The organism is Streptomyces sp. SID13666, from assembly GCF_010548325.1.
Classification (GTDB): domain Bacteria; phylum Actinomycetota; class Actinomycetes; order Streptomycetales; family Streptomycetaceae; genus Actinacidiphila; species Actinacidiphila fildesensis.
Genome location: NZ_JAAGLX010000030.1, coordinates 14,334 through 34,605 on the forward strand (window position 1 = coordinate 14,334; position 20,272 = coordinate 34,605).

The 20,272-nt window shown below is 68.7% G+C and carries 16 protein-coding genes; 6 read left to right on the top strand and 10 right to left on the bottom strand.

The window, feature by feature from the left end:
* Positions 1–46: 46 nt before the first annotated feature.
* The 8 genes from G3I60_RS29960 to G3I60_RS29990 form a co-directional block, all read right to left on the bottom strand.
* Positions 47–907 (bottom strand): PmoA family protein, encoded by an 861-nt coding sequence (locus tag G3I60_RS29960; RefSeq protein WP_164607978.1) that lies wholly within the window; start codon positions 905–907, stop codon positions 47–49.
* The gene (locus G3I60_RS29965) at positions 904–1,950 is read right to left on the bottom strand and encodes a Gfo/Idh/MocA family protein (RefSeq protein WP_164607980.1); all 1,047 of its coding nucleotides are present in this window, start codon (positions 1,948–1,950) and stop codon (positions 904–906) included. Before G3I60_RS29965 ends, G3I60_RS29960 begins: the two co-directional genes overlap by 4 nt.
* Positions 1,947–2,996, bottom strand: coding sequence for an endo-1,4-beta-xylanase (locus G3I60_RS29970; RefSeq protein ID WP_164607982.1), 1,050 nt, complete (start codon positions 2,994–2,996; stop codon positions 1,947–1,949). Before G3I60_RS29970 ends, G3I60_RS29965 begins: the two co-directional genes overlap by 4 nt.
* Positions 2,997–3,023: 27 nt before the next feature.
* Entirely contained in the window at positions 3,024–3,521 is a 498-nt protein-coding gene (locus G3I60_RS45775; protein ID WP_343241978.1) for a glycoside hydrolase family 30 beta sandwich domain-containing protein, read from the bottom strand.
* Positions 3,449–4,342 carry a glycoside hydrolase gene (locus tag G3I60_RS45780; protein WP_343241979.1) on the bottom strand — a complete coding sequence of 298 codons (894 nt, stop codon included), beginning with the start codon at positions 4,340–4,342 and terminating at the stop codon, positions 3,449–3,451. Before G3I60_RS45780 ends, G3I60_RS45775 begins: the two co-directional genes overlap by 73 nt.
* Positions 4,343–4,435: 93 nt before the next feature.
* A complete protein-coding gene (locus G3I60_RS29980) occupies positions 4,436–5,266 on the bottom strand; it encodes a carbohydrate ABC transporter permease (protein WP_164607984.1) in 831 nt (276 codons plus the stop codon).
* Positions 5,263–6,168: a carbohydrate ABC transporter permease gene (locus G3I60_RS29985; RefSeq protein WP_203674248.1), complete on the bottom strand. Its 906-nt coding sequence runs from the start codon at positions 6,166–6,168 to the stop codon at positions 5,263–5,265. The genes G3I60_RS29980 and G3I60_RS29985 overlap by 4 nt, the downstream gene beginning before the upstream one ends.
* A 76-nt stretch (positions 6,169–6,244) precedes the next feature.
* Positions 6,245–7,537 carry an extracellular solute-binding protein gene (locus tag G3I60_RS29990; RefSeq protein WP_164607988.1) on the bottom strand — a complete coding sequence of 431 codons (1,293 nt, stop codon included), beginning with the start codon at positions 7,535–7,537 and terminating at the stop codon, positions 6,245–6,247.
* Between the two features lie 255 nt (positions 7,538–7,792).
* Here G3I60_RS29990 and G3I60_RS29995 point away from each other — a divergent pair, with 255 nt between their 5' ends.
* The 3 genes from G3I60_RS29995 to G3I60_RS30005 are packed head-to-tail and all read left to right on the top strand — an operon-like array spanning position 7,793 to position 12,459.
* On the top strand, positions 7,793–8,806 hold the full coding sequence (locus G3I60_RS29995) for a LacI family DNA-binding transcriptional regulator (protein ID WP_164297999.1): 1,014 nt from the start codon (positions 7,793–7,795) through the stop codon (positions 8,804–8,806).
* A gap of 9 nt (positions 8,807–8,815) precedes the next feature.
* Complete coding sequence (locus tag G3I60_RS30000; protein WP_164297997.1) at positions 8,816–11,035, top strand: glycoside hydrolase family 3 N-terminal domain-containing protein; 2,220 nt, start codon at positions 8,816–8,818, stop codon at positions 11,033–11,035.
* Positions 11,032–12,459 carry a glycoside hydrolase family 43 protein gene (locus G3I60_RS30005; protein WP_164297995.1) on the top strand — a complete coding sequence of 476 codons (1,428 nt, stop codon included), beginning with the start codon at positions 11,032–11,034 and terminating at the stop codon, positions 12,457–12,459. Before G3I60_RS30000 ends, G3I60_RS30005 begins: the two co-directional genes overlap by 4 nt.
* A gap of 435 nt (positions 12,460–12,894) precedes the next feature.
* On the opposite strand, the gene G3I60_RS30010 is transcribed toward G3I60_RS30005, so the two are convergent.
* A complete protein-coding gene (locus G3I60_RS30010) occupies positions 12,895–13,926 on the bottom strand; it encodes a LacI family DNA-binding transcriptional regulator (RefSeq protein ID WP_164297993.1) in 1,032 nt (343 codons plus the stop codon).
* Positions 13,927–14,198: 272 nt separating this feature from the next.
* Between G3I60_RS30010 and G3I60_RS30015 the strand changes: the two genes are divergently transcribed.
* The 3 genes from G3I60_RS30015 to G3I60_RS30025 all read left to right on the top strand — a co-directional run bounded on the left by G3I60_RS30015 (position 14,199) and on the right by G3I60_RS30025 (position 18,942).
* The gene (locus tag G3I60_RS30015; RefSeq protein ID WP_164607989.1) at positions 14,199–15,170 is read left to right on the top strand and encodes a glycoside hydrolase family 6 protein; all 972 of its coding nucleotides are present in this window, start codon (positions 14,199–14,201) and stop codon (positions 15,168–15,170) included.
* Between the two features lie 135 nt (positions 15,171–15,305).
* Positions 15,306–16,562 (top strand): glycoside hydrolase family 6 protein, encoded by a 1,257-nt coding sequence (locus G3I60_RS30020; RefSeq protein ID WP_164607991.1) that lies wholly within the window; start codon positions 15,306–15,308, stop codon positions 16,560–16,562.
* Positions 16,563–17,487: 925 nt separating this feature from the next.
* Complete coding sequence (locus G3I60_RS30025; protein ID WP_164297987.1) at positions 17,488–18,942, top strand: endo-1,4-beta-xylanase; 1,455 nt, start codon at positions 17,488–17,490, stop codon at positions 18,940–18,942.
* A gap of 110 nt (positions 18,943–19,052) precedes the next feature.
* Here the strand turns inward: G3I60_RS30025 and G3I60_RS30030 are convergent, their stop codons facing one another.
* On the bottom strand, positions 19,053–20,234 hold the full coding sequence (locus tag G3I60_RS30030; protein WP_164297984.1) for a sugar ABC transporter permease: 1,182 nt from the start codon (positions 20,232–20,234) through the stop codon (positions 19,053–19,055).
* Between the last annotated feature and the right edge of the window lie 38 nt (positions 20,235–20,272).

Here is a 20,272-nt window from a genome sequence, read left to right on the forward strand (position 1 = left end):
CAGCCCTGGAGAGTGAGGAATCGCCTCCCTTCAGGGAGGGGAGGATTCAACACGGGTGTTCCGCAATATGGCGGGACAGCCGCCCGGGGGCCCAGGCGCCGTTAGCCACGACGATCCGGTAACGGCGCGACAGGGTGTCGCCCGGGGCCAGCGGCAGTTCCTTGTCGAACGCCAGCGATGGGTTGACGGCGGGGATGGGCTCGCTGCGGACGAACCAGTGGCAGGGCACGTCGGGATCGTCCAGGAACAGGAGCGTGGAGGAGCGGTCGACCTCGTCGTGGGTGCCGATGAAGGCCAGCCAGTCGCCCTGCTCGCCCATCGCGGAGCCGATCACGTCGCCGCCGGTGAAGTCGCGCGGGCCGCGCCAGAACAGGCCGGAGTATCCGGCGAGCTTCCTGCCCTGTGTGCCGGGGCTACCGAACATCAGATCGGTGTCGAGGACGTTGGTCAGCGCGGTGGTGACCTCCAGGGTCCAGGAGTCGGCCTCGACGTCGCGAGCGGTCAGCGTGCGGCGCTCGTCGATCCAGTGCTCCCCCGCCATCGTGTGCCAGGCCAGGTCCTCGGTGATCACGGCGCGGTCGTGGCCCGTTGCGGTGGACAGGGTGAGGCTGCGCATCGTGCCGAGGTTCGGCAGGTCCACGTAGCCCTGGCCGCGCAGGTAGGTGCCGCCGCCCCAGAAGTTCTGCCCCGACACCCATGACGCGGTGATCTGGATGCCCTTGTGCCAGCGGTGGTCGTGCGGCCGGTACCCGGTGACCACGTCGCCGGCGAGTGTGCGCACCGGATGCAGGTAGGGCTTCGGCGCCTCGAAGGGGGCCGTGACCGGCCGGTGTACGTACCGGAAGAGGTCGACGTCGCGGGCTCGGACGGTCAGCGAGTCCTTGTTCTCGAGGAGTTCGAACGTCATCGGAACACCTCCGGGTGCCCTCCGTTGAGCGAGCCGTGGAACGGGTCGGCCACGTCGATCTCTCCGCGCCGGACCGGAAGGCCGGTGATCGCGGCCTTGTACAAGGCGGTGACCAGTTCCATGGTGGATCTGCCGAGGTCGGGCCGGATGCCCGCGTCGTAGCCGTCCAGGAAGGCCGCGAGCTGGGCGGTGTGCGAGCTGGGCAGGTCGTCCGGCGGCTCCCACTTCACGCCGGACGACCTGGTCGTGAACGTCCAGTCCGCGTTGGAGTAGCCGTACAGATGCCGTAGTTCGACCGTGGCGTCGGTGAGATCGAACCGCAGGTAGCTCTCCTCGCGTGGGGACAGGACGCTGTTGAGGACCGTCGCGATGGCTCCGTTGTCGAACCGGACCAGGGCCGCGGACACGTCCTCGGTCTGGACGTCGCGCTCGAGGCGGCCGGCCATCGCGCGTACTTCGGCCCATTCGCCGAGTACCTCGAGCATCAGGTCCATCTGGTGGATGCCGTGGCCCAGCGTCGGGCCGCCGCCCTCGCTGTCCCAGGTGCCGCGCCAGGGCACGTCGTAGTAGGCGTCGTCGCGGTGCCACGTCGTGACGCACTGCGCGACCAGCGGACGGCCCAGCGTCCCGGCCGCGATCTGGTCGCGCAGGTACCGGACCCCCGAGCCGTACCGGTGCTGGAACACCGCGCCCGCGAGGGCGGGCCCCTCGGCGGCACGGATCCGGTCGAGCTCCGCCAGCGACAGCGCCACCGGTTTCTCGCACCACACCCACGCCTGCGACTCCAGGCAGGCCACGGCCTGGTCGGCGTGCAGGAACGGAGGCGTGCACAGGTGCACGAGGTCCGGTCGCTGTTCCTCGAGCATCGTGCGCAGGTCGGTGTAGACCGCGGGAATGCCGTGTTCGGCCGCGAACGCCTCGGCGCGCGCGGCGTCCACGTCGACGGCTGCCACGATCACGGCCCGGTGCGCCTGCGCCCGGAGGGCGGGAACGTGGCAGATGCCCGCGATCCCGCCCGTTCCGACGATCGCCGTTCTGATCATCCGCCCAGCACCTTCTTGATCGAGTAGTAGGCGGGCTTGGGCAGCAGGTTCTCGTCGTAGGGCAGTGCTGCGCCCTCACCGGGGAAGACCGCGGGAATCCACGAGTACTTGTCCGTGTAGTCCCAGATGGTGACGCCGACGCACTTCTTGACCGCCAGGCAGGCCTTGACGTAGTCGGCGTACCAGGTGGCCTGGGTGGCGAGCTTGTCCGGGGTCGCGGGCAGGTTCATCCGGATGTCGAGCTCGGTGACCGCGACCTCGACCCCGAGGTCGGCGAAGCGCTGCATGTTCTGCTGGACGTCGGCGGGGAATCCGTACTGGAGCGCCAGATGGCCCTGGATGCCGAAGCCCTCCACCGGGACACCGTCGGCCTTCAACTGCTTGATCAGGGTGTAGTAGGCGTCGCTCTTGGGGCCGATCCCGTCGACGTTGTAGTCGTTGAGGTACAGCTTGGCGTGCCGGTCGGTCTCGTGGGCCCAGCGCAGGGCGTCGGCGATGTAGCCGGGGCCGAGCGTCTTGTAGAAGAGCGTCTCGCGGTAGGTGCCGTCCTCGTTGAAGGCCTCGTTGACGACATCCCAGTGCATCACCTGGCCCTTGAAGTGCCGGACCTCGGTCTGGATGTGGTTCTTGAGGATGGCGCGCAGCTCGTCGGGGGTCCAGGTGCCCTCGGTGAGCCAGGCGGGGAGCTGGTTGTGCCAGATGAGGGTGTGGCCGCGGACCTTCTGGTGGTGGGCCTTGGCGAACGCGACGACCTGGTCGGCGGCGGTGAAGTCGAAGACGCCGCGCTCGGGCTCGGTGGCGTACCACTTCATGGCGTTGCCCGGGGTGGTCTGCCCGAATTCGCTGCCGAGGAGCTTGAGGTAGGCGGCGTCGGTGAACTCGGGGTTGTCGGTGGCGGAGCCGAAGTACTTGTGGTGCTTCTCGGCCAGTTCGCCGAGCGTCCTGGGACGGTGCTCGGCTGCTGCGGGCGCTGCGGCTGCGGGCGCGGCGGCGAGTCCGGCCGTGAGGCAGACGGCGGCGGACAGCGCGGCGAGTATTCGGGTCATGGAAGGTCTCCTCGGGTGCGGGGCGGGTCAGTCGAGGACGATCGTGGTCAGCGCGCGCGGGGCGAGCGTCGCCGTGAGGGTCGTGCCGTGCGTGGAGACGATGTCGGCCGGGGTGATCGAGCGGGTCTCGTCGGTGACGTAGCCGTCGGGGTGGCGGTCATGCCCGCCGCGAAGCGAGAACTCGGCGGAGCTCTCGGTGGCCGCGGTATTGAGGATCTCGATCACGCGGCTGCCGTCGGCGTTGCGGAAGGCGGTGACCCGCAGTGCCGGGTCGGCGTCCGTGACCGGCACGCGGACTGCACCGGGGCGGATGAACCGGCTGAAGGCGGCCAGCGCCCAGTACCGTTTGGACACCCGGTAGTCGTCACCGGGGTTGGCGAGCTGGATGAGCCCCCGGGTCGCGCCGAGGGACGCGCCGGTCCAGTAGACATAGGCACTGGCGTTGCCGACGGTCAGGGTGTTCTGGATGTCGTCCGCGACGGTGAAACGTCGTAGCCGCTGCCGTCGTCCCAGTGCTCGTCCCACGTGGAGCCGTCCGGCGACCATTCCGACATCCACACGCGCTTGTCGGTCGGCTGCGGGACTTGGGCCGGACCGCTGTAGCGGTGGCCGGTGACGGTCCGCACGGCCTTGTCGGCCGCGGGGTCCGCCTCGATGGCCTCGGTGTAGGCCGCCTGCCGGTCCCAGCCCGCGGCGTCGCAGCAGACCAGCTCGGTCTTCAGCCCCGACCCTCGGACGGTCGGCCCGAGCACTTTGAGGAAGTCGACGGCCTGCTGCGGGGTGAACCGCATCGAGGCGTAGGTCGCCGTCCAGTCGGGTTCATTGGTGAATCCCAGGTCGGTGATCCTGATGCCTTCCTGCCGGTAGAACTTCGCGTACTGGATGAGGTAGTTCGCGTAGGCCTGACGCCATTCGGGCAGGAGCTCGCCACCGTTGTTCTCGCTTTGGTTGGTCTTCATGAAGGCCGGGGCGCTCCAGGCGTCGGCGTAGAACCGTTTGACGCCGTAGGCCTTGGCTTCCTTGGCGAGCCAGACCTGGCCGCCGTCCCAGACGTCCCAGACGTACTTCGGTGTGGCGTCCGGCCCGCCGGGATCGGCCGGCAGGATCGTCGGCATGTGGTCGTAGACCGTGTCGGTCGACGACCCGATGCCCAGGCGCAGGATCGACAGGCCCGCGCCCTTGTCCTGGCTGAGCAGCAGGTCGAGCACCTCGCGCTGCTTGGCCGGGCTGAGGCCGCGCGCGCCGTGCAGCAGGTCGGCCCGCTGGAAGGCCATCGAGAAGCCGAATCCGTCGATGGGCTGGAGCGCGGCGCCGAAGTCGATGCCGGGTCGCGCGGGGGCGGCCACGGCCTGTGATGTTAACGCTAACATGCATACGGCTGTCAGTGCGGTCAGGCGTTTCACAACGTCTCCTCGGGAATGGAGGTCACGCGGGACGGGTCAGCCCTTGGTGGCGCCCGCGGTGAGGCCGCCGATCAACTGCCGCTCGGCGACGGCGTAGAAGGCGAGGGCGGGGACCATGGCGAGCACGATGTAGGCGAGAACGAGCGCGTAGTCGGTCGAGTACTGGCCCTGGAACTGCTGGACGCCGACCGGGATCGTCTGCCATTTCGGGTCGTTGAACACCAGCAGCGGCAGGAAGAAGTTGTTCCAGCTCGCGACGATCGCCAGCACCGAGACCGTCCCGAGCGCCGGACGCGCCATCGGCAGCAGGATCTTCCAGAAGAAGCGGAACTTGCCGCAGCCGTCCACGATGGCCGCCTCCTCGACCTCCGCCGGGATGGTCCGGAAGAAACCGCGCAGAATGATGATCGTCATCGGGAGCCCGAAGGCCGCCTGCGGGAGGATCACTCCGAGCGGGTTGTCGAGCAGGTCGAAGTTGCGCAGCAGCAGGAACAGCGGCAGGACGGCCACCGCGAACGGGAACATCAGCCCGATCGTGAACAGCGCGTAGAACAGCTCCCTGCCCCGGAAGGCGTAGCGGGCCAGGACGAACGCCGCCATCGCGGAGACCGCCACCGTGCAGCTTGCCGTGCCGATCGCGATGCCCGCGCTGTTGGCGATCTGCCGCCAGAACATGCCGTCGCCGAGAATGCCGGTGTAGTTGCCGGTCTTCCAGTGCTCCGGCAGCCCGAACGGGTTGGTCGTCAGCTCGCCGGTGCTCTTGAACCCGGAGATCACCGCGTAGATCAGCGGCACGACGACGAACGCGCCGATCAGCCAGATCACGGCGTGCAGCGACAGGCCGCGTGCCGTCCTGCGGGCGTTCATCGGCCGCCTCCTGAGGTGATGGCCCCGCTCAGGTCACGGCGGAGCGCGTAACGCTGGTAGAAGAGGGAGAAGATCATGCAGATCATGAACATCACCACGCTGATCGCGCTGGCGTAGCCGACCTGGTAGCGCTTGAACCCGAACTGGAACATCGAGATCGCCATCGTCTCGGAGGAGTGGTTGGGCCCGCCCGCGGTCATGACCCAGACGAGGTCGAAGAGTTGGATGGCCCCGATGATCGAAAGGAAGACGCTGATCCGGATGGTCGGGCCGAGCAGCGGCAGCGTGACATGCCGGAAGCGCTGCCAGGCGCCGGCGCCGTCGATGGAGGCGGCCTCGAGGATCTCACCCGGGATGCTCTGCAGCCCGGCGAGATAGAGCATCATGTGGAAGCCGAAGTACTTCCAGACCATGACCACGAACAGGGTCGGCATGACCGTCGAAGGGTCGGCGAGCCACTTGCCCTGCAGCCCCTCCAGGCCGAGGGCGCCGGCGAGATGGTCGGCCATGCCGTCGCCGGGAAGGAAGATCATGGTGAAGAGGACCGCCGTGACCACCTCGGACAGGATGTACGGCGCGAAGAACAGCATCCGGTAGACGGCCCGGCCGCGCAGCCTCTGGTTGAGCAGGACCGCGGTGAACAGCGCGAACGGCAGCTGCACCGTGATCGACAGGACGATCAGGTACAGCCCGCGCCCCAGATCACCGAGGAAGACCTGATCGTCGAACAGCTTGGTGTAGTTTTCGAAGCCGACGAAGTCGTCCATGGGGCCGATCCCGCCCCACTTGAAGAAGCCGGTGTAGACGGCGACGGCGATCGGGGCGAGGACGAAGACGAGGAAGAGGACCAGGGCCGGGACGAGGTAGACGGCGACCGACGCCCAGCTTCTCAGCCCGCGCAGGCGCGACCGGGCCGGGGCCGGCGGGCGCACCGGCACAGCCTCCTCCGTCCGCTCCTTGGTCGGGGTAGACACGGAGCTAGGCACCCTTCGCGGCCGCGGTAATCGACTTGGTGACCTGCTCGGGCGTCTTCTGGCCCGCGATGAGGTCGGCGACGCTGTCGTTGACCTCCTGGCCGACTGCCGGCGGGTAGGCCTGGTCGAGGAACAGCTGGAAGCCCGTCGCCTTGACCAGGCTGTCGGCCACCACCTTCTTGTTGGCGTCGGCGAGTTGGCTCTCCGCGCCCTTGACCACCGGCAGGTAGCCGTTGGAGGCCAGCAGCTTGGACTCGTTCTGCAGAACGAAGAACTTCAGAAAGTCCAAGGCCTCCTTCGGGGCGCCCTTGCGCAGCGCGAAGCCGCCGCCGCCGCCGAACACCTCGGTGGCCTTGCCGACTCCGCCGTCGACTGTCGGGAAGGGGAAGAAGCCCAGGTCCGCTCCGAGGTCGGCGCCCGCGTCCTTCTGCACCGACGGCGCCCACTGCCCCATCAGCTCCATGGCGGCCTTGCCGTTGCCCATGGTCGCGGCCTGGCCGCCGGGGGTGGAGTAACCGGCGCCGAGGAAGGCCGTCTGGAACGGCTGGAGGTCGACCAGCTCCTTGAGGTGGGTGCCCGCCTGGACGAAGCCGTCGCCGGTGAAGTCCTTGGTGGTCGCGGCCTGCTGCAGCGCGGGAAGGCCTGCGACGCGCATCGCGAGGTAGGCCCAGTAGTAGTGACCTGGCCATTTCTCCTTGCCCGCGAGGGCGATCGGAGTGACGCCCGCCGCCTTGAGCTTCTTGACGTCTTCGAGGAACTCGGCCCAGGTGGCCGGCGGCGCGGTGATCCCGGCCTTGGTGAAGAGCTTCTTGTTGTACCAGAAGCCGACCATGCCGACGTCGTAGGGCACCGCGTAGGTCCGGCCCTCGAACTGATAGGCCTGCAGCGAGACCGGGGTGAGGTCGGACGACCAGCCGAACGCGTCGGTGAGGTCCTCGACCAGCCCCGCGTCGACCTGCTGCCGCAGCACGCCGCCGCCCCAGGTCTGGAAGACGTCGGGGAGCTTGCCCGACGAAGTGGTGGCGGACAGCTTGGACTTGAACGCCTCGTTCTCCAACGAGGTCGTCTTGATCGTGATGTTCGGGTGAGCGGCCGTGAACGCCGAGGAGATCTGCGGGAAGAGGGACTTGCCCGGTTCCGTCGTGGCGATGTTCCACCACGCGAAGGTCACCTTGCCGTCGGCCCCCGGCTTGTCGCCGGAGTCGTCACCGCCGCAGGCCGTGGCCAGCGGAACGGACAGTGCGGTCAGGGCCGAGAGCGCCAGGAAGCGTCGTCGGCTCGGGAAGGTACTGGCCATGGGACCTCCGGAGTGAGGAATGTCGGATTTATCTTCGAAACTATTTCGAAATACTCTCGAATTCTGTGCTGCCATAAACTAGGAAGGTGAGGCCTCTCGGTCAAGACCTATCGTCGATATTGGCCAACCTGCCGGCGATTTATCCTTGAACAGAAGCTCACGCCGGGCTTGACAGGCAGGTCGGGCCGACCGGAAACTCTTCGAAAGTTTGCGATAATTGTCGCCAGCCCAAGGCGTCCGCACAGAGGAGAGAAGTTGAGCGAGCAGCGTCCGACCCTGGCCGTCATCGCCGCGGAGGCAGGCGTCTCCCAGGCCACCGTGTCCAAGGTGATCAACGGTCGCTCCGATGTCGCACCCTCGACACGCGAACGGATCGAAGGCCTGCTGCGGTCTCACAACTACCTCCACCCGGGCCGGCAGGGCAGGGCCCGCAGGTCGGGCCTGGTCGACTTGATCATCGGCGGTCTGGACAGCGCGTGGGCGGTGGAGATTCTGCGCGGCGTCGAGGCCGAGTGCGCCCAGCGCAGCGTCGGCACCGTCGTGTCGCTCGTCCCGCCGGGCGAGGCCACGCCGTCGAGTTGGGCCGCACTGCCGGTCCTGCACCACAGCGACGGCGTCATCCTCGTCACCGCCTCGGTCACCCACGCCCAGCGCGCCCAGGTCGAACGGGCCGGGGTGGCGCTGGTCGTCATCGACCCGATCGACCTGCCGGGCAACGGTGTGCCGAGCATCGGTGCGACCAACTGGGCGGGCGGCCTCGCCGCCACGGAGCACCTGCTCGAGCTGGGACACCGCCGGATCGCCACGATCGGCGGGCGCAAGGAGATGCTCTGCAGCCAGGCCCGCATCGACGGGTACCGGGCCGCTCTGGAGCGGGCCGGGATCGAGGTCGACCGCGATCTGATCCGATTCGGCGACTTCCAGCACGAGGGCGGGTTCCAGCGCGCCCAGGAACTGCTCGCCCTCCCCGAGCCGCCGACCGCCATCTTCGCCGGCAGCGACCAGCAGGCGATGGGCGTCTATGAAGCCGCCCGGCAGGGCGGGCTGAGCATCCCGCAGGACCTCAGCGTGGTCGGCTTCGACGACCTGCCGATGTGCGAATGGCTGTCACCACCGCTGACGACGGTGCGCCAGCCGCTGGAGGAGATGGGCCGAGTCGCCGCCCGCACACTGTTCCAGCTTCTGGAGGACCAGCCCCTGGTCAGCCCCCGGATGGAGCTCTCGACCGAGCTCAAGGTCCGGCTCTCCACCGCCCCGCCCCGTCTCTAGGAGAACCCCTTGACCGAGCCCTGGCGTGACCCCCTCCTGCCCGCGCCCGTGCGCGTCGCCGATCTGATGAAACGGATGACGATGGAGGAGAAGGCGGGGCAACTCACCGGCTTCTGGGCGTTGCCCTCGAATCCGGGAACACCTGTCGCGCCGATGGAGGACGATTCCGGCGAGTCCGCGCCCGGCCTCGACGACATCGTCGCCCACGGGCTCGGCCAGCTCACCCGGGTGTACGGCACCGCGCCGATCACCGCGGAAGCCGGGATGGAGCGGCTCGCCTCGCTCCAGCAGCAGGTGACCGGATCCGGCCGGTTCGGCATCCCGGCGGTCGCTCACGAGGAGTGCCTGACCGGGTTCATGACGTTCGGTGCGACGGTCTTCCCCGGGCCGCTGGCCTGGGGTGCGTCCTTCGATCCCGGGCTGGTGCGCCAGATGGCCGCCGCCATCGGCGCGGGGATGCGGCGGGTCGGCGTCCACCAAGGGCTGGCTCCGGTGCTCGACGTGGTCCGCGACTACCGGTGGGGCAGGACCGAAGAGTGCATAGGCGAGGATCCCTATCTCGTCGGAGCGATCGGCACGGCCTACGTGCAGGGCTTGGAAGGCGCCGGGATCGTGGCGACGCTCAAGCACTTCGCCGGGTACTCGGCCTCGCGCGGCGGCCGGAACATGGCACCGGTCTCGTCGGGGCCGCGCGAGTTCGCCGACGTACTGGTCGAGCCGTTCGTAAGGGCACTGCGCGAGGGAGGCGCCCGGTCGGTGATGAACAGCTACACCGATGTGGACGGCGTCCCGGTCGCCGCCGACGAGCGACTGCTGACCGAACTGCTCAGGGGCGAACTCGGTTTCAGCGGTGTGGTCGTCGCCGACTACTACGCCATCTCGTTCCTGGAGACCCGGCACGGCGTCACCGGATCGCGCGGCGCGGCCGGCGCGCTGGCGCTGACCGCCGGAATCGACGTCGAGCTGCCCACGGCCCGCTGCTACGGCGAGCCGCTGACCGACCTCGTGCGGTCAGGAAGCGTATCCGAGGTGCTCATCGACCGGGCCGCGGAACGGGTCCTGCTACAAAAGGCCGAACTCGGCCTGCTCGACCCCGACTGGGAACCCGTCAAGCCCGAGCCGGTCGACCTCGACCCGCCGGAAAACCGGACTCTGGCCAGGCTCCTGGCCGAACGGTCCACCGTGCTGCTCGCCAACGACGGCACACTGCCGCTGCAGCCGTGCCGGGTCGCGATCAGCGGGCCGTACGCCGACGACCCTCAGTCCTTCCTCGGCTGCTACTCCTTCCCCAACCACGTCGCGCTGCCCGGCGACCTCGGGGTGGAGATTCCGACGCTCGGCGAAGCGCTCACCGCTGCCGGGTTCACGGTCACCGTGGACGATCCGGACGTGAACGTGCTGCTGCTCGGGGACCGGGCCGGCATGTTCGGCCGGGGCACGTCCGGGGAGGGCTGCGACGCCGAGACCCTCGACCTGCCCGGCGACCAGGCCGCACTCGCCTCCGCCGTCCTGGACTCCGGGGTGCCGACCATCCTGGTCGTCGTCTCCGGACGGCCCTACGCGCTCGGCTCGCTGGCCGAGCGGGCCTCGGCCGTGGTGCAGGCCTTCTTCCCCGGCGAAGAAGGCGGGACGGCGTTGGCCCGGATCATCCGCGGAGCCGCGGAACCGTCCGGGAGGCTGCCCGTCTCCATCCCCCGCCAGGTGGGGGGCCAGCCCGGCACCTACCTGCACGCCAGGCTCGGCGGCCACACCGACTGGAGTTCGGTGGACCCGACTCCGCTGTTCCCCTTCGGACACGGACTGAGCTGGACCAGCTTCACCCACTCGGAGCTCTCGGTGGATCCCGTCACCGCGACGGACGGGGCCGTCGCCGTTTCGGCCACCGTACGCAACATCGGCGAAGTGGCCGGGACCGAGGTGATCCAGCTGTACCTCTCGGACCCTGTGGCGTCCGTCGTCCGGCCGCAGCGGTGGCTCGCCGGATTCGGCAGGGTCGAGCTGCAGCCGGGCGCGGCCGCCCGGATCACCTTCTCCGTCCATGCCGACCGGACCGCTTTCACCGGGCTCGATCTGCGGAGAAGAGTGGAGCCCGGGGAGATCGGCGTGGCCGTCGGACGGTCCAGCGGCGACCTCCCGCTCCAGGGCTCCTTCACTCTCGAAGGCCCCGTACGTCACCCGGCGGCCGACCGGGTGCTGTCCGTGCCGGTCGAGATCGTCCCGGTTCCATGACCACACGGTTCGGTGATCCCGTGCTGCCCGGGTTCCGGCCCGACCCGTCCGTCTGCCGAGTGGGAGCGGACTACTACCTGGTGACGTCCAGCTTCGAATGGTTCCCGGGCCTTCCCGTGTTCCACAGCCGCGATCTCGTGAACTGGCGGCGCCTCGGCTCCGCACTCGACCGCGCGTCTCAGCTCGACCTCGATGGGTGCGAGCCCTCACGCGGCCTGTTCGCACCGACGATCCGGCACGATGACGGCGTCTTCCATCTCGTCTGCACGCTGATGGACGGCCCCGGCCATTTCGTCGTCACGGCGACCGACCCGGCGGGGCCGTGGTCGGAACCGCACTGGCTGGACGGCGAGGGCTTCGACCCGTCGCTGTTCTTCGACGACGACGGCCGGGCCTGGTTCACCGCCGCACGAGTCGTGGACGAAGCCGCGGGCCGCACCGAGATCTGGATGCGCGAATACCTGCCCCGCGAACGACGGCTCACCGGCCCCGAGCACGTCCTGTGGCCGGGAAGCCACCCGGGCGCCCGATGGTCGGAAGCCCCGCACCTCTACAAGATCGACGGCACCTATCTGCTGATCACCGCCGAGGGCGGCACCGATGTGGACCACAGCGTGGTGGCCGCCCGCGCCGAGCGCGTGACCGGCCCCTACAGCGGTGCCCCCGGCAACCCGGTGCTACCACCGGCCGGGGGACCGGTCACCTGCACCGGGCACGCCGACCTCGTCCAAACCCCGTACGGCGACTGGCGGGCCGTCCTCCTGGGCGTCCGCCCGGGCTCCGCCCTCGGCCGTGAGACCTTCCTCAGCCGGATCACCTGGGACGACGGCTGGCCGGTCTTCTCCCCCGTCAACCACACCGACCTCCGCCGCCCGCTGCACGACGACTTCACCGTCCTCTCCCCCGACTGGAGCGCCCTCCGCACCCCGCGCGCGAAGTTCTGGACCACCGGCGACGGGCTCCGCCTCCGGCTCCGGCCGGAACGCCTCGGCGAACGCACCGCCCCGTCCCTCCTGGCCCGCCCCCAGGAACAGCCCGACTGCGACGTCTCCACCGAACTGCACTTCACCCCCGCCGCACCGGACCAACAGGCAGGCCTCGCCGTAGTCCTCGACGACGACACCCACCTCCTCTTCCTTCGCACCACGCAAGGGCTCAGCCTCCTGCACGGGCCCGAGGTCCTGGCCGGCATTCGCGTCCCCCCAGGCCCCATTCGCCTGGGGGTCCGCATCCGCGGCTTCAGCCACACCTTCGCCCACGCGGCACCCGACGGCGCCTGGCAGGACCTGGCCACCGTCGAAGCCACCTTCCTCACCCCCCTGTTCACCAGCATCCAGCTCGGCCTCTACGCCACCTCCAACGGCCGCCCGTCCACCGCCCAAGCCCACTTCTCGTGGTTCGACATCACGTACCCAAGCCGGTAGGAATCGCCTGGACACTAGGGCTGTCCGGCGGATCGGGGGCGGTCCAAGCTCCCCGGCTACCGCTGGGAGGTGGCCCCCATGGTGCGGTGGATCGCAAGGCACCAGAACGCCCGCATGCGCTTTTGTCTGTGGGTGTTTCGGCAACACCGCGAGCTGCAGTGCCAGACTGGGGGCACCTCCCAGCGGTAGCTGGGGAAGGGGCCGTTCATGATCCGCCGGACAGGCCCCGGCGTCGACGATGCCCGCGGTCGGGTCCGGATCCGGCCAGCGGGCTGGCGGACCCAGTCGCACAGCCGGTCATGGGACTCGGCGATCCAGCCCTCGTCGCGCCAGCGCGCCAATAGGCGGCAGCCCACTCGGCATCCGCCATGTCCCCGGGGTACGTGCGCGCCCGCTCGGGCCGGTCACCCGCCGCCTGACGGTAGCGCCCACCGATCAGGCCGACACGGGCAGGCCGGGGGCGGACTCACGCACCGTCAGGCGGGTCGGGAGGATCAGCGGGCTGGGGTGGTGCCCTTCGATGGCGCTGACCAGCATCCGGGCCATCTCCTGCCCCAGCGCCCGCACCGGCTGATGGACCGTGGTCAGCGGAGGGCTGGTGTGCCGGGCACTCGCCAGGTCGTTGAAGCCGATCACCGCGACGTCCTCGGGCACCCGGAGCCCCCGTTTCCGCAAGGTGCGCAGAGCGCCGATGGCCATCGCGTCGGAGGCCGCGAACACCGCGTCGGGATCGGGGTGCGCCCGGAGCAGCCGCTCCATCGCCTCGGCGCCGCCGTCCTCGGTGAACTGCCCGGGCTCGACCCCGAGCAGCGGCAGGCCGGACAACGTCAGCCCCTCGGTGAACCCCTGCTCCCGCGCGACGGCGGCTCTGGCGTCCACCTGTCCGGTGATCATGACGGGCCGTCGACGGCCGGTGCGCGCGAAGTGCTCGGCGGCCAGGCGGGCACCGCCCCGGTTGTCGGCGTCCACGTACCACGTGGGCTCCCCGATGAGCGGAAGTCCGCCGAAGACGACGGGGAGATCGATCTCCTCGCCCAGGCGTCCCAGCGGATCGTCGCCGCGCAGCGCCATCAGCATGACGCCATCGGCCCGGCGGGAACGCAGCAATCGCTCGAACCGCTCCCGGCCGCGCGGGGTGTTGGCCAGCAGCAGGATCAGTTCCAGTTCCGTCTGCTCCAGCGCCGCGCTGACGCCGACGATGACCTCCGCGAAGAACGGGTCCGCGAACAGCCCCGGCTCGTCGCTGGAGACCGCCAGCACCACCGCTCCGACCCTTCGGCTCGCCAGGGCCTGCGCGGACGGATTGGGCACGAAATCCAGCTCGCGCACCGCCCGTTGAACCGCCTCCCGCTTGGCGCGGCTGACGTGCGGGGCGTTGTTGATCACTCGGGAGGCCGCCGTGCGCGACACACCGGCTCGTGCAGCCACCTCGTCGAGAGTCGGCATGCGCTTGGGTGACGGCTCCATGGAAAAACGGCTCCTCAAGCTCACGTGGATGGTGAACACGGATCATGATTCCATGCACCGTCCCGGCTTCGGGCCTGTCCGCGGATGATGCCCTTGTCTCGATTTGGCAGCGCTTCCAACCTATCGCGCCATGCCGGCCACCGTGGCACTGCCGTGTTCAACCTCTTGACACACCCTGGCAACAAACACAATCATCCCATCCAACGCGGTCCGACTCACTTAAAACTGGAAGCGCTTCCACTTCTCCGCCCCCACCCACCGGAGGAAGAACCATGCGCAAGTCCGTCCGAGTTGCATCCGCCCTGCTGGCCGGTGTGCTCGCCACCGGTCTCGCCGTCATCAACGCCGGCCCGGCGCACGCCGCCGACCCGACCACCATGACCAGCGGCTTCTACGCCGACCCCGACAACTCCGCCCTGCGGTGGGCCAACGCGAACCCTGGCGACGGGCGGGCGGCGGCGATCCGGACGTCCATCGCCAACACCCCGGCCGCCCGCTGGTTCGGCAACTGGAGCGGCGACATCGGCACGGCCGCCGGCGCCTACGTCGGCCGCGCGGACTCCTACGACAAGCTGCCGATCCTGGTCGCGTACAACATCCCCAACCGGGACATCTGCGCCGGTCAGTCCGGCGGCGGCGCCGGGAGCCGCGCCGCGTACGACACCTGGATCGCCGCCTTCGCCAGTGGCATCGGCAGCCGCCCGGCCGTCGTCGTCCTCGAACCCGACGCACTCGGCCACGAGAGCTGCATGACGGCTGCTCAGATCACTGAGCGCAACGCCATGCTGAAGAACGCGATCGCCCAGTTCAAGGCCAAGGCACCCAACACCTGGGTTTACCTCGACGCCGGGAATCCCGGCTGGATCGGCGCCTCGACCATGGCGCAGCAGCTCGCAGCCGCCGGTGTCAGCGGGGCACACGGCTTCGTGCTGAACGTCTCCAACTACTTCACCACCGACCAGAACACCTCCTACGGCAACGCGGTCAACTCCGCCCTGGGCTCCTACGGCTACACCAAGCCATTCGTCGTTGACACCAGCCGCAACGGCAACGGTTCCAACGGCCAATGGTGCAACCCCGCCGGCCGCCGGATCGGTACTCCCAGCCAGCGCGGCGGCGGTGCCGAGATGCTGCTGTGGATCAAGGTCCCCGGCGAGTCCGACGGCAACTGCGGGATCGGGGCCGGCTCCTCGGCCGGGCAGTTCCTGCCCGAGGTCGCCTACAAGATGGTCTACGGCTACTGACCCGTTCCCGCGCCGAAGGCCGGGACCCTGGCGCCGGGTCCGAACCCGACGCGGTCCGACGCCAGGGCCCGGGAAACCGAACACCCCTACCGAAGGAACCCCGTGCGTATCCCCCTGCCCCGATGCGTCCTGGCCATGAGCGCACTCACACTGCTCCTCGGCGCCGTCGCCCCGGCCTCCGCCGAGGCGAGCGCCGCGCCGGCCTCCCACACGCTTCCCGCGAACACCCGCTTCTACGTCGATCCCCACAGCGACGCGGCCCACCAGGCCGTCACCGAACTCCTCCACCGAGACTTCGAGGGCGCCAAGTCCATGGCCACGCTGGCCAGTTGGCCGGAGGCCGCCTGGTTCACCGACGGCACCCCGGAGCAGGTCGAATCCCGCGTACGCGACCTGGTACGCCGCGCCGAGCGAACCCGGACGGTTCCCGTCCTGGTGGCCTACAACATCCCGCTGCGCGACTGCTCCCAGTACTCCTCCGGCGGTGCGCAGTCGGACGCCGAGTACCAGGCCTGGATCAGCGCCTTCGCCCGGGGACTCGGCCGCAGTAAGGCCGTCGTCATCCTCGAACCGGACGGGTTGGCCAACCTCCCCTCCGACTGCGGCCCCGACAGCGACCCCACCGGCGCGAACACCACCGGACGCATCGCCGACCTCAACCACGCGATCGACGCCCTGGAGCGGCAGCCGAACAGCGTCGTCTACCTGGACGCCGGCAACAGCCACTGGCACAGCGTCGGCGACATCGCGCAACGCCTCCTCCAGGCCGGTGTCACCCGCACCCAGGGCTTCTCGCTGAACGTCTCCAACTATCTGGCCACCGACCTGTCCACCCACTACGGCACCTGGGTCTCCCAGTGCCTGTGGTTCGCCACCAACGGCCCGGAATGGGCCAAGGGGCACCCCGACTGGTGCGCGAGCCAGTACTACTCCCCCGCGGCACCGAACGACGGGCAGCCGGGGAACGCCGTGAACGTGGACGACCCGTCCACCTGGCACTGGACCGACGTGTGGCTCCAGCAGAACGTCGGTACCCCGCCCGCCCAGGAGCTCACCCACCTCGTTGTCGACACCAGCCGCAACGGCCGGGGGGCTTGGACCCCGCCCGCCGGCAAGTACAGCGGCGACCCGCAGACCTGGTGCAACGCTCCCGGTCGCGGCATCGGCGACCGCCCGACCGCGAACACCGGCGTCCCCCTCGTCGACGCCTACCTGTGGATCAAGACCGTCGGCCAGTCGGATGGCCAGTGCAACCGAAGCATCCCGGGCGGCACCGTAGACCCGGAGTACGGCATCGTCGATCCCGCGGCCGGCGCGTGGTGGCCGGAGCAGGCCAAGTCCCTCGTCCGGAACGCCAACCCGACCCTGGAGTTCAACACGGTCTTGCCCTGACCGTGGCCCCCACCTCCCGCTCCCGTCATGCCGTAGAACGACCCGGCGACCTCGCCGGTCGACCTGACGCTGCCTGCCGAACACCGGCGTGGACACGGTGCGTTGTACGACACGCCGTGCCCACGGCCGCATCGATGCGAACAGGCTGCGAAAGGCGCTCACGAGGGCCTCCGTCGTGGCCCCGACTTCCCGCCGGGCAGGGCGGTGTGCTGGGAGTGGCGCGCCGCGACCGCGGCCTGAGCGACGGCGGCGTGCAGTAGGACAGGATTCAGCCGTTGAGCGCATCACCTCTTGACGGTGATGTCGTGCGGTGAACCCGCCCTGCCCGGGCCGTGTACGGATTGCACGTGAAGTCACGCTCCCACCTTCAACGGCTGGCCGCTCTGCGGCAACGGATATCGGTGTCCCCGAGATGTGAACTGAAAGAAATACTCGTTTATGGCTGTATCTCCCTCAGGACCCGCCGTTCAGATCCAGCGCCCACTTGTCGGCGTTCACCTCCGTGCCCGGCCCGGGTTCCTCTCTGCTTCTGTCCGAAAGTGAATGTGGTAGATGCCCGGAAGCCGGCACGAGACGGCGGGGCGTCACGTGATCTTCTGAATTTGCCTGAGCTTTCAATGACAGCCCAGTTCGGGCGATCCGCACCGAAACCTTTTCGATGACCTTTGTGCATCCGAAGGCCACTAATGAGCTATCTAAAGGGGATCATTCTCGAAATTGTTTCGAAACTCTTGACATGTTTCGGCAAGGTTTCCACACTGAGTTCCGAGGTGGCGTCGCACGTCCACCCGAGTTCCGAGTGCCGCCCTTGGATAGTTGCGCCCTGGTGGTGAGTGTCCTTTGTCAATGGACGCGGGCGTCGCTAACGCGGATTTACACTGCCGCGCTTTAATCCTTCCGTGATTTCCATCCTGGAGGCTCAGCCATGCGCTTAAATGCCATTCCCCCACCCACCGTCCGCCGGAAGATCGGCGGTCTGTGTACGGCCCTGGTCGTCGGCGTCCTCGGTGCGGCCGCCGTGCTGGTAGCGCCTCCGACCTCACACGCCGCCGAGAGCACACTCGGCGGCGCGGCGGCGCAGAGCGGCCGCTACTTCGGCACCGCCATCGCCTCGGGCAGGCTCAACGACTCGGCGTACACGACGATCGCGGGCCGCGAGTTCAACATGGTGACGCCAGAGAACGAGATGAAGATCGACGCCACCGAACCCCAGCAGGGCCAGTTCAACTTCGCCGCCGGTGACCGCGTCTACAACTGGGCGGTGCAGAACGGCAAGCAGGTACGCGGCCACACGCTTGCCTGGCACTCCCAGCAACCCGGCTGGATGCAGAACCTCAGCGGCAGCACCCTGCGCCAGGCGATGACCAACCACATCAACGGCGTGATGGCCCACTACAAGGGCAAGCTCGTCCAGTGGGACGTCGTGAACGAGGCCTACGCCGACGGCAGCTCGGGAGCCCGGCGCGACTCCAACCTGCAGCGCACCGGCAACGACTGGATCGAGGTCGCCTTCCGCACCGCACGCGCCGCCGACCCGGCCGCCAAGCTCTGCTACAACGACTACAACATCGAGAACTGGACCTGGGCCAAAACCCAGGCCGTGTACGCCATGGTCCGAGACTTCAAGCAGCGCGGCGTGCCGATCGACTGCGTCGGCTTCCAGTCGCACTTCAACAACGACAGCCCCTACAACAGCAACTTCCGCACCACTCTGCAGAGCTTCGCCGCGCTCGGCGTCGATGTGGCCATCACCGAACTCGACATCCAGGGCGCCTCGGCCACGACCTACGCCAACGTGACCAACGACTGCCTGGCCGTCCCGCGCTGCCTCGGCATCACCGTCTGGGGTGTGCGCGACACCGACTCCTGGCGATCGGAGCAAACGCCGCTGCTGTTCAACGGCGACGGGAGCAAAAAGCCCGCCTACACCTCCGTCCTCAACGCACTCAACGCCGCCTCCCCCACACCCACTCCAACCCCCACTCCGACCTCTGCGCCCGGTTCTGGACAAATCAAGGGCGTCGGTTCAGGCCGCTGCCTGGACGTGCCCGGCGCCAGCACCACCGACGGCACCCAGCTCAACTTGTGGGACTGCAACAACCGCACCAACCAGCAGTGGACCTACACCGCCGCAAGCGAGCTCAGGGTCTACGGCAACAAGTGCCTGGACGCCGCCGGCACCGGCAACGGCGTCAAAGTCCAGATCTACAGCTGTTGGGGTGGCGACAACCAGAAATGGCGCCTCAACTCCGACGGATCCATCGTCGGCGTCCAGTCCGGCCTCTGCCTTGACGCCGCCGCCAACGGCACCGCCAACGGCACCCTGATCCAGCTCTACTCCTGCTCGAACGGCAGCAACCAACGCTGGACCCGTAGCTGACCTGCCACGGCGGCAGGGTGAATCGATGAAGGGTGTGGCTCGTGCCTCCTGCAAGCGCTTTTAGGAGGCACGAGCCACACCCCATGGACGTCAACTCACGAACGGCCCTCTCACAGGCCGGTGGCGGCGGCTCGTTTTCGGCTGAGTGCGTCGACTCCCGCGGCGACGGCGAGGATCGCTCCGGTCACGACGAATTTCACGCCGGCGCTGTAGCCCATCAGGCCCATGCCGTTGTCGACGACGGCGACGACCGCGCCGCCGAGCAGGGCGTCGAAGGCGCGGCCCTTGCCGCCGAAGAGGCTGGTGCCGCCGATGACCGCTGCACCGACGGCGTACAGGAGGGTGTTGCTGCCGCCGGCATTGGGGTCGACGGAGGTGGCGCGGGAGGCGGCGATGACGCCTCCGATTCCGGCCATCGTCGAGCAGATGACGAATCCTGCGATGCGTACGCGGGCAACGCTGATACCTGCGCGGCGGGCGGCCTCGGCGTTGCCGCCGACGGCGTAGATGTGGCGGCCGAAGGCGGTTCCGCTGAGGACGTAGGTCCAGATCGCCAGAAGGATCAGGACGATGACCACGACCACGGGGATGCCGCGCAGAGAGATGATCGCGGAGTTGCGGGAGCGCTCCATGTTCAGGAAGAAGACGGCGAGTCCGCCGATGACGGCGACGGCGGCGACGCGCAGGACGGTGACCGGAACGGGTTCGGTGACCAGTTTCTTGCGGACCCTCGTGGCGCGGCGGGCGAGCTGGGCTGCGCCGTACCCTCCGACACACAGGGCGAACAGGAGCCAGCCGAGCATGGGAGAAAGGTTGTTGTTGTCGATGGCGACGATGGTTTTGTCGCGAATGGAGATGTTGCCGCCGTTACCGATGATGAGCAGGACGACGCCTTGCAGGGCGAGGAACGCGGCCAAGGTGATGACGAAGGAGGGGATGCCGACCTTGGCGACCGAAAGCCCGATGATGAGTCCGATGACCGCGCCGGTGCCAAGTCCTGCCAGGAGGGACAGCCACCAGGGCTGGCCGTGTTCGGCCATGAGCTTGGCCATGACGGCGGCGCAGACGCCGGAGCCGAATCCCGCGGAGAGGTCAATCTCGCCGAGGAGCAGGACGAAAGCCAGGCCCATGGCGATGACGGCGACCGGCGCGCCCTGGGTGAACAGATTGGGTAGCGCAGGGTCGCGGAAGGGAGTTCGGTCGATGGCGGACGAGGTCGGGGAACCCCTGGGGCAAACCCCGCCTCTCCAGGAGGCTGGTTGCGAAGCGTTGAAGCGCTTCGACGCTGTCATTGGCACCTTGAGGCTGCCAATGTTCCAACAACAGGAAG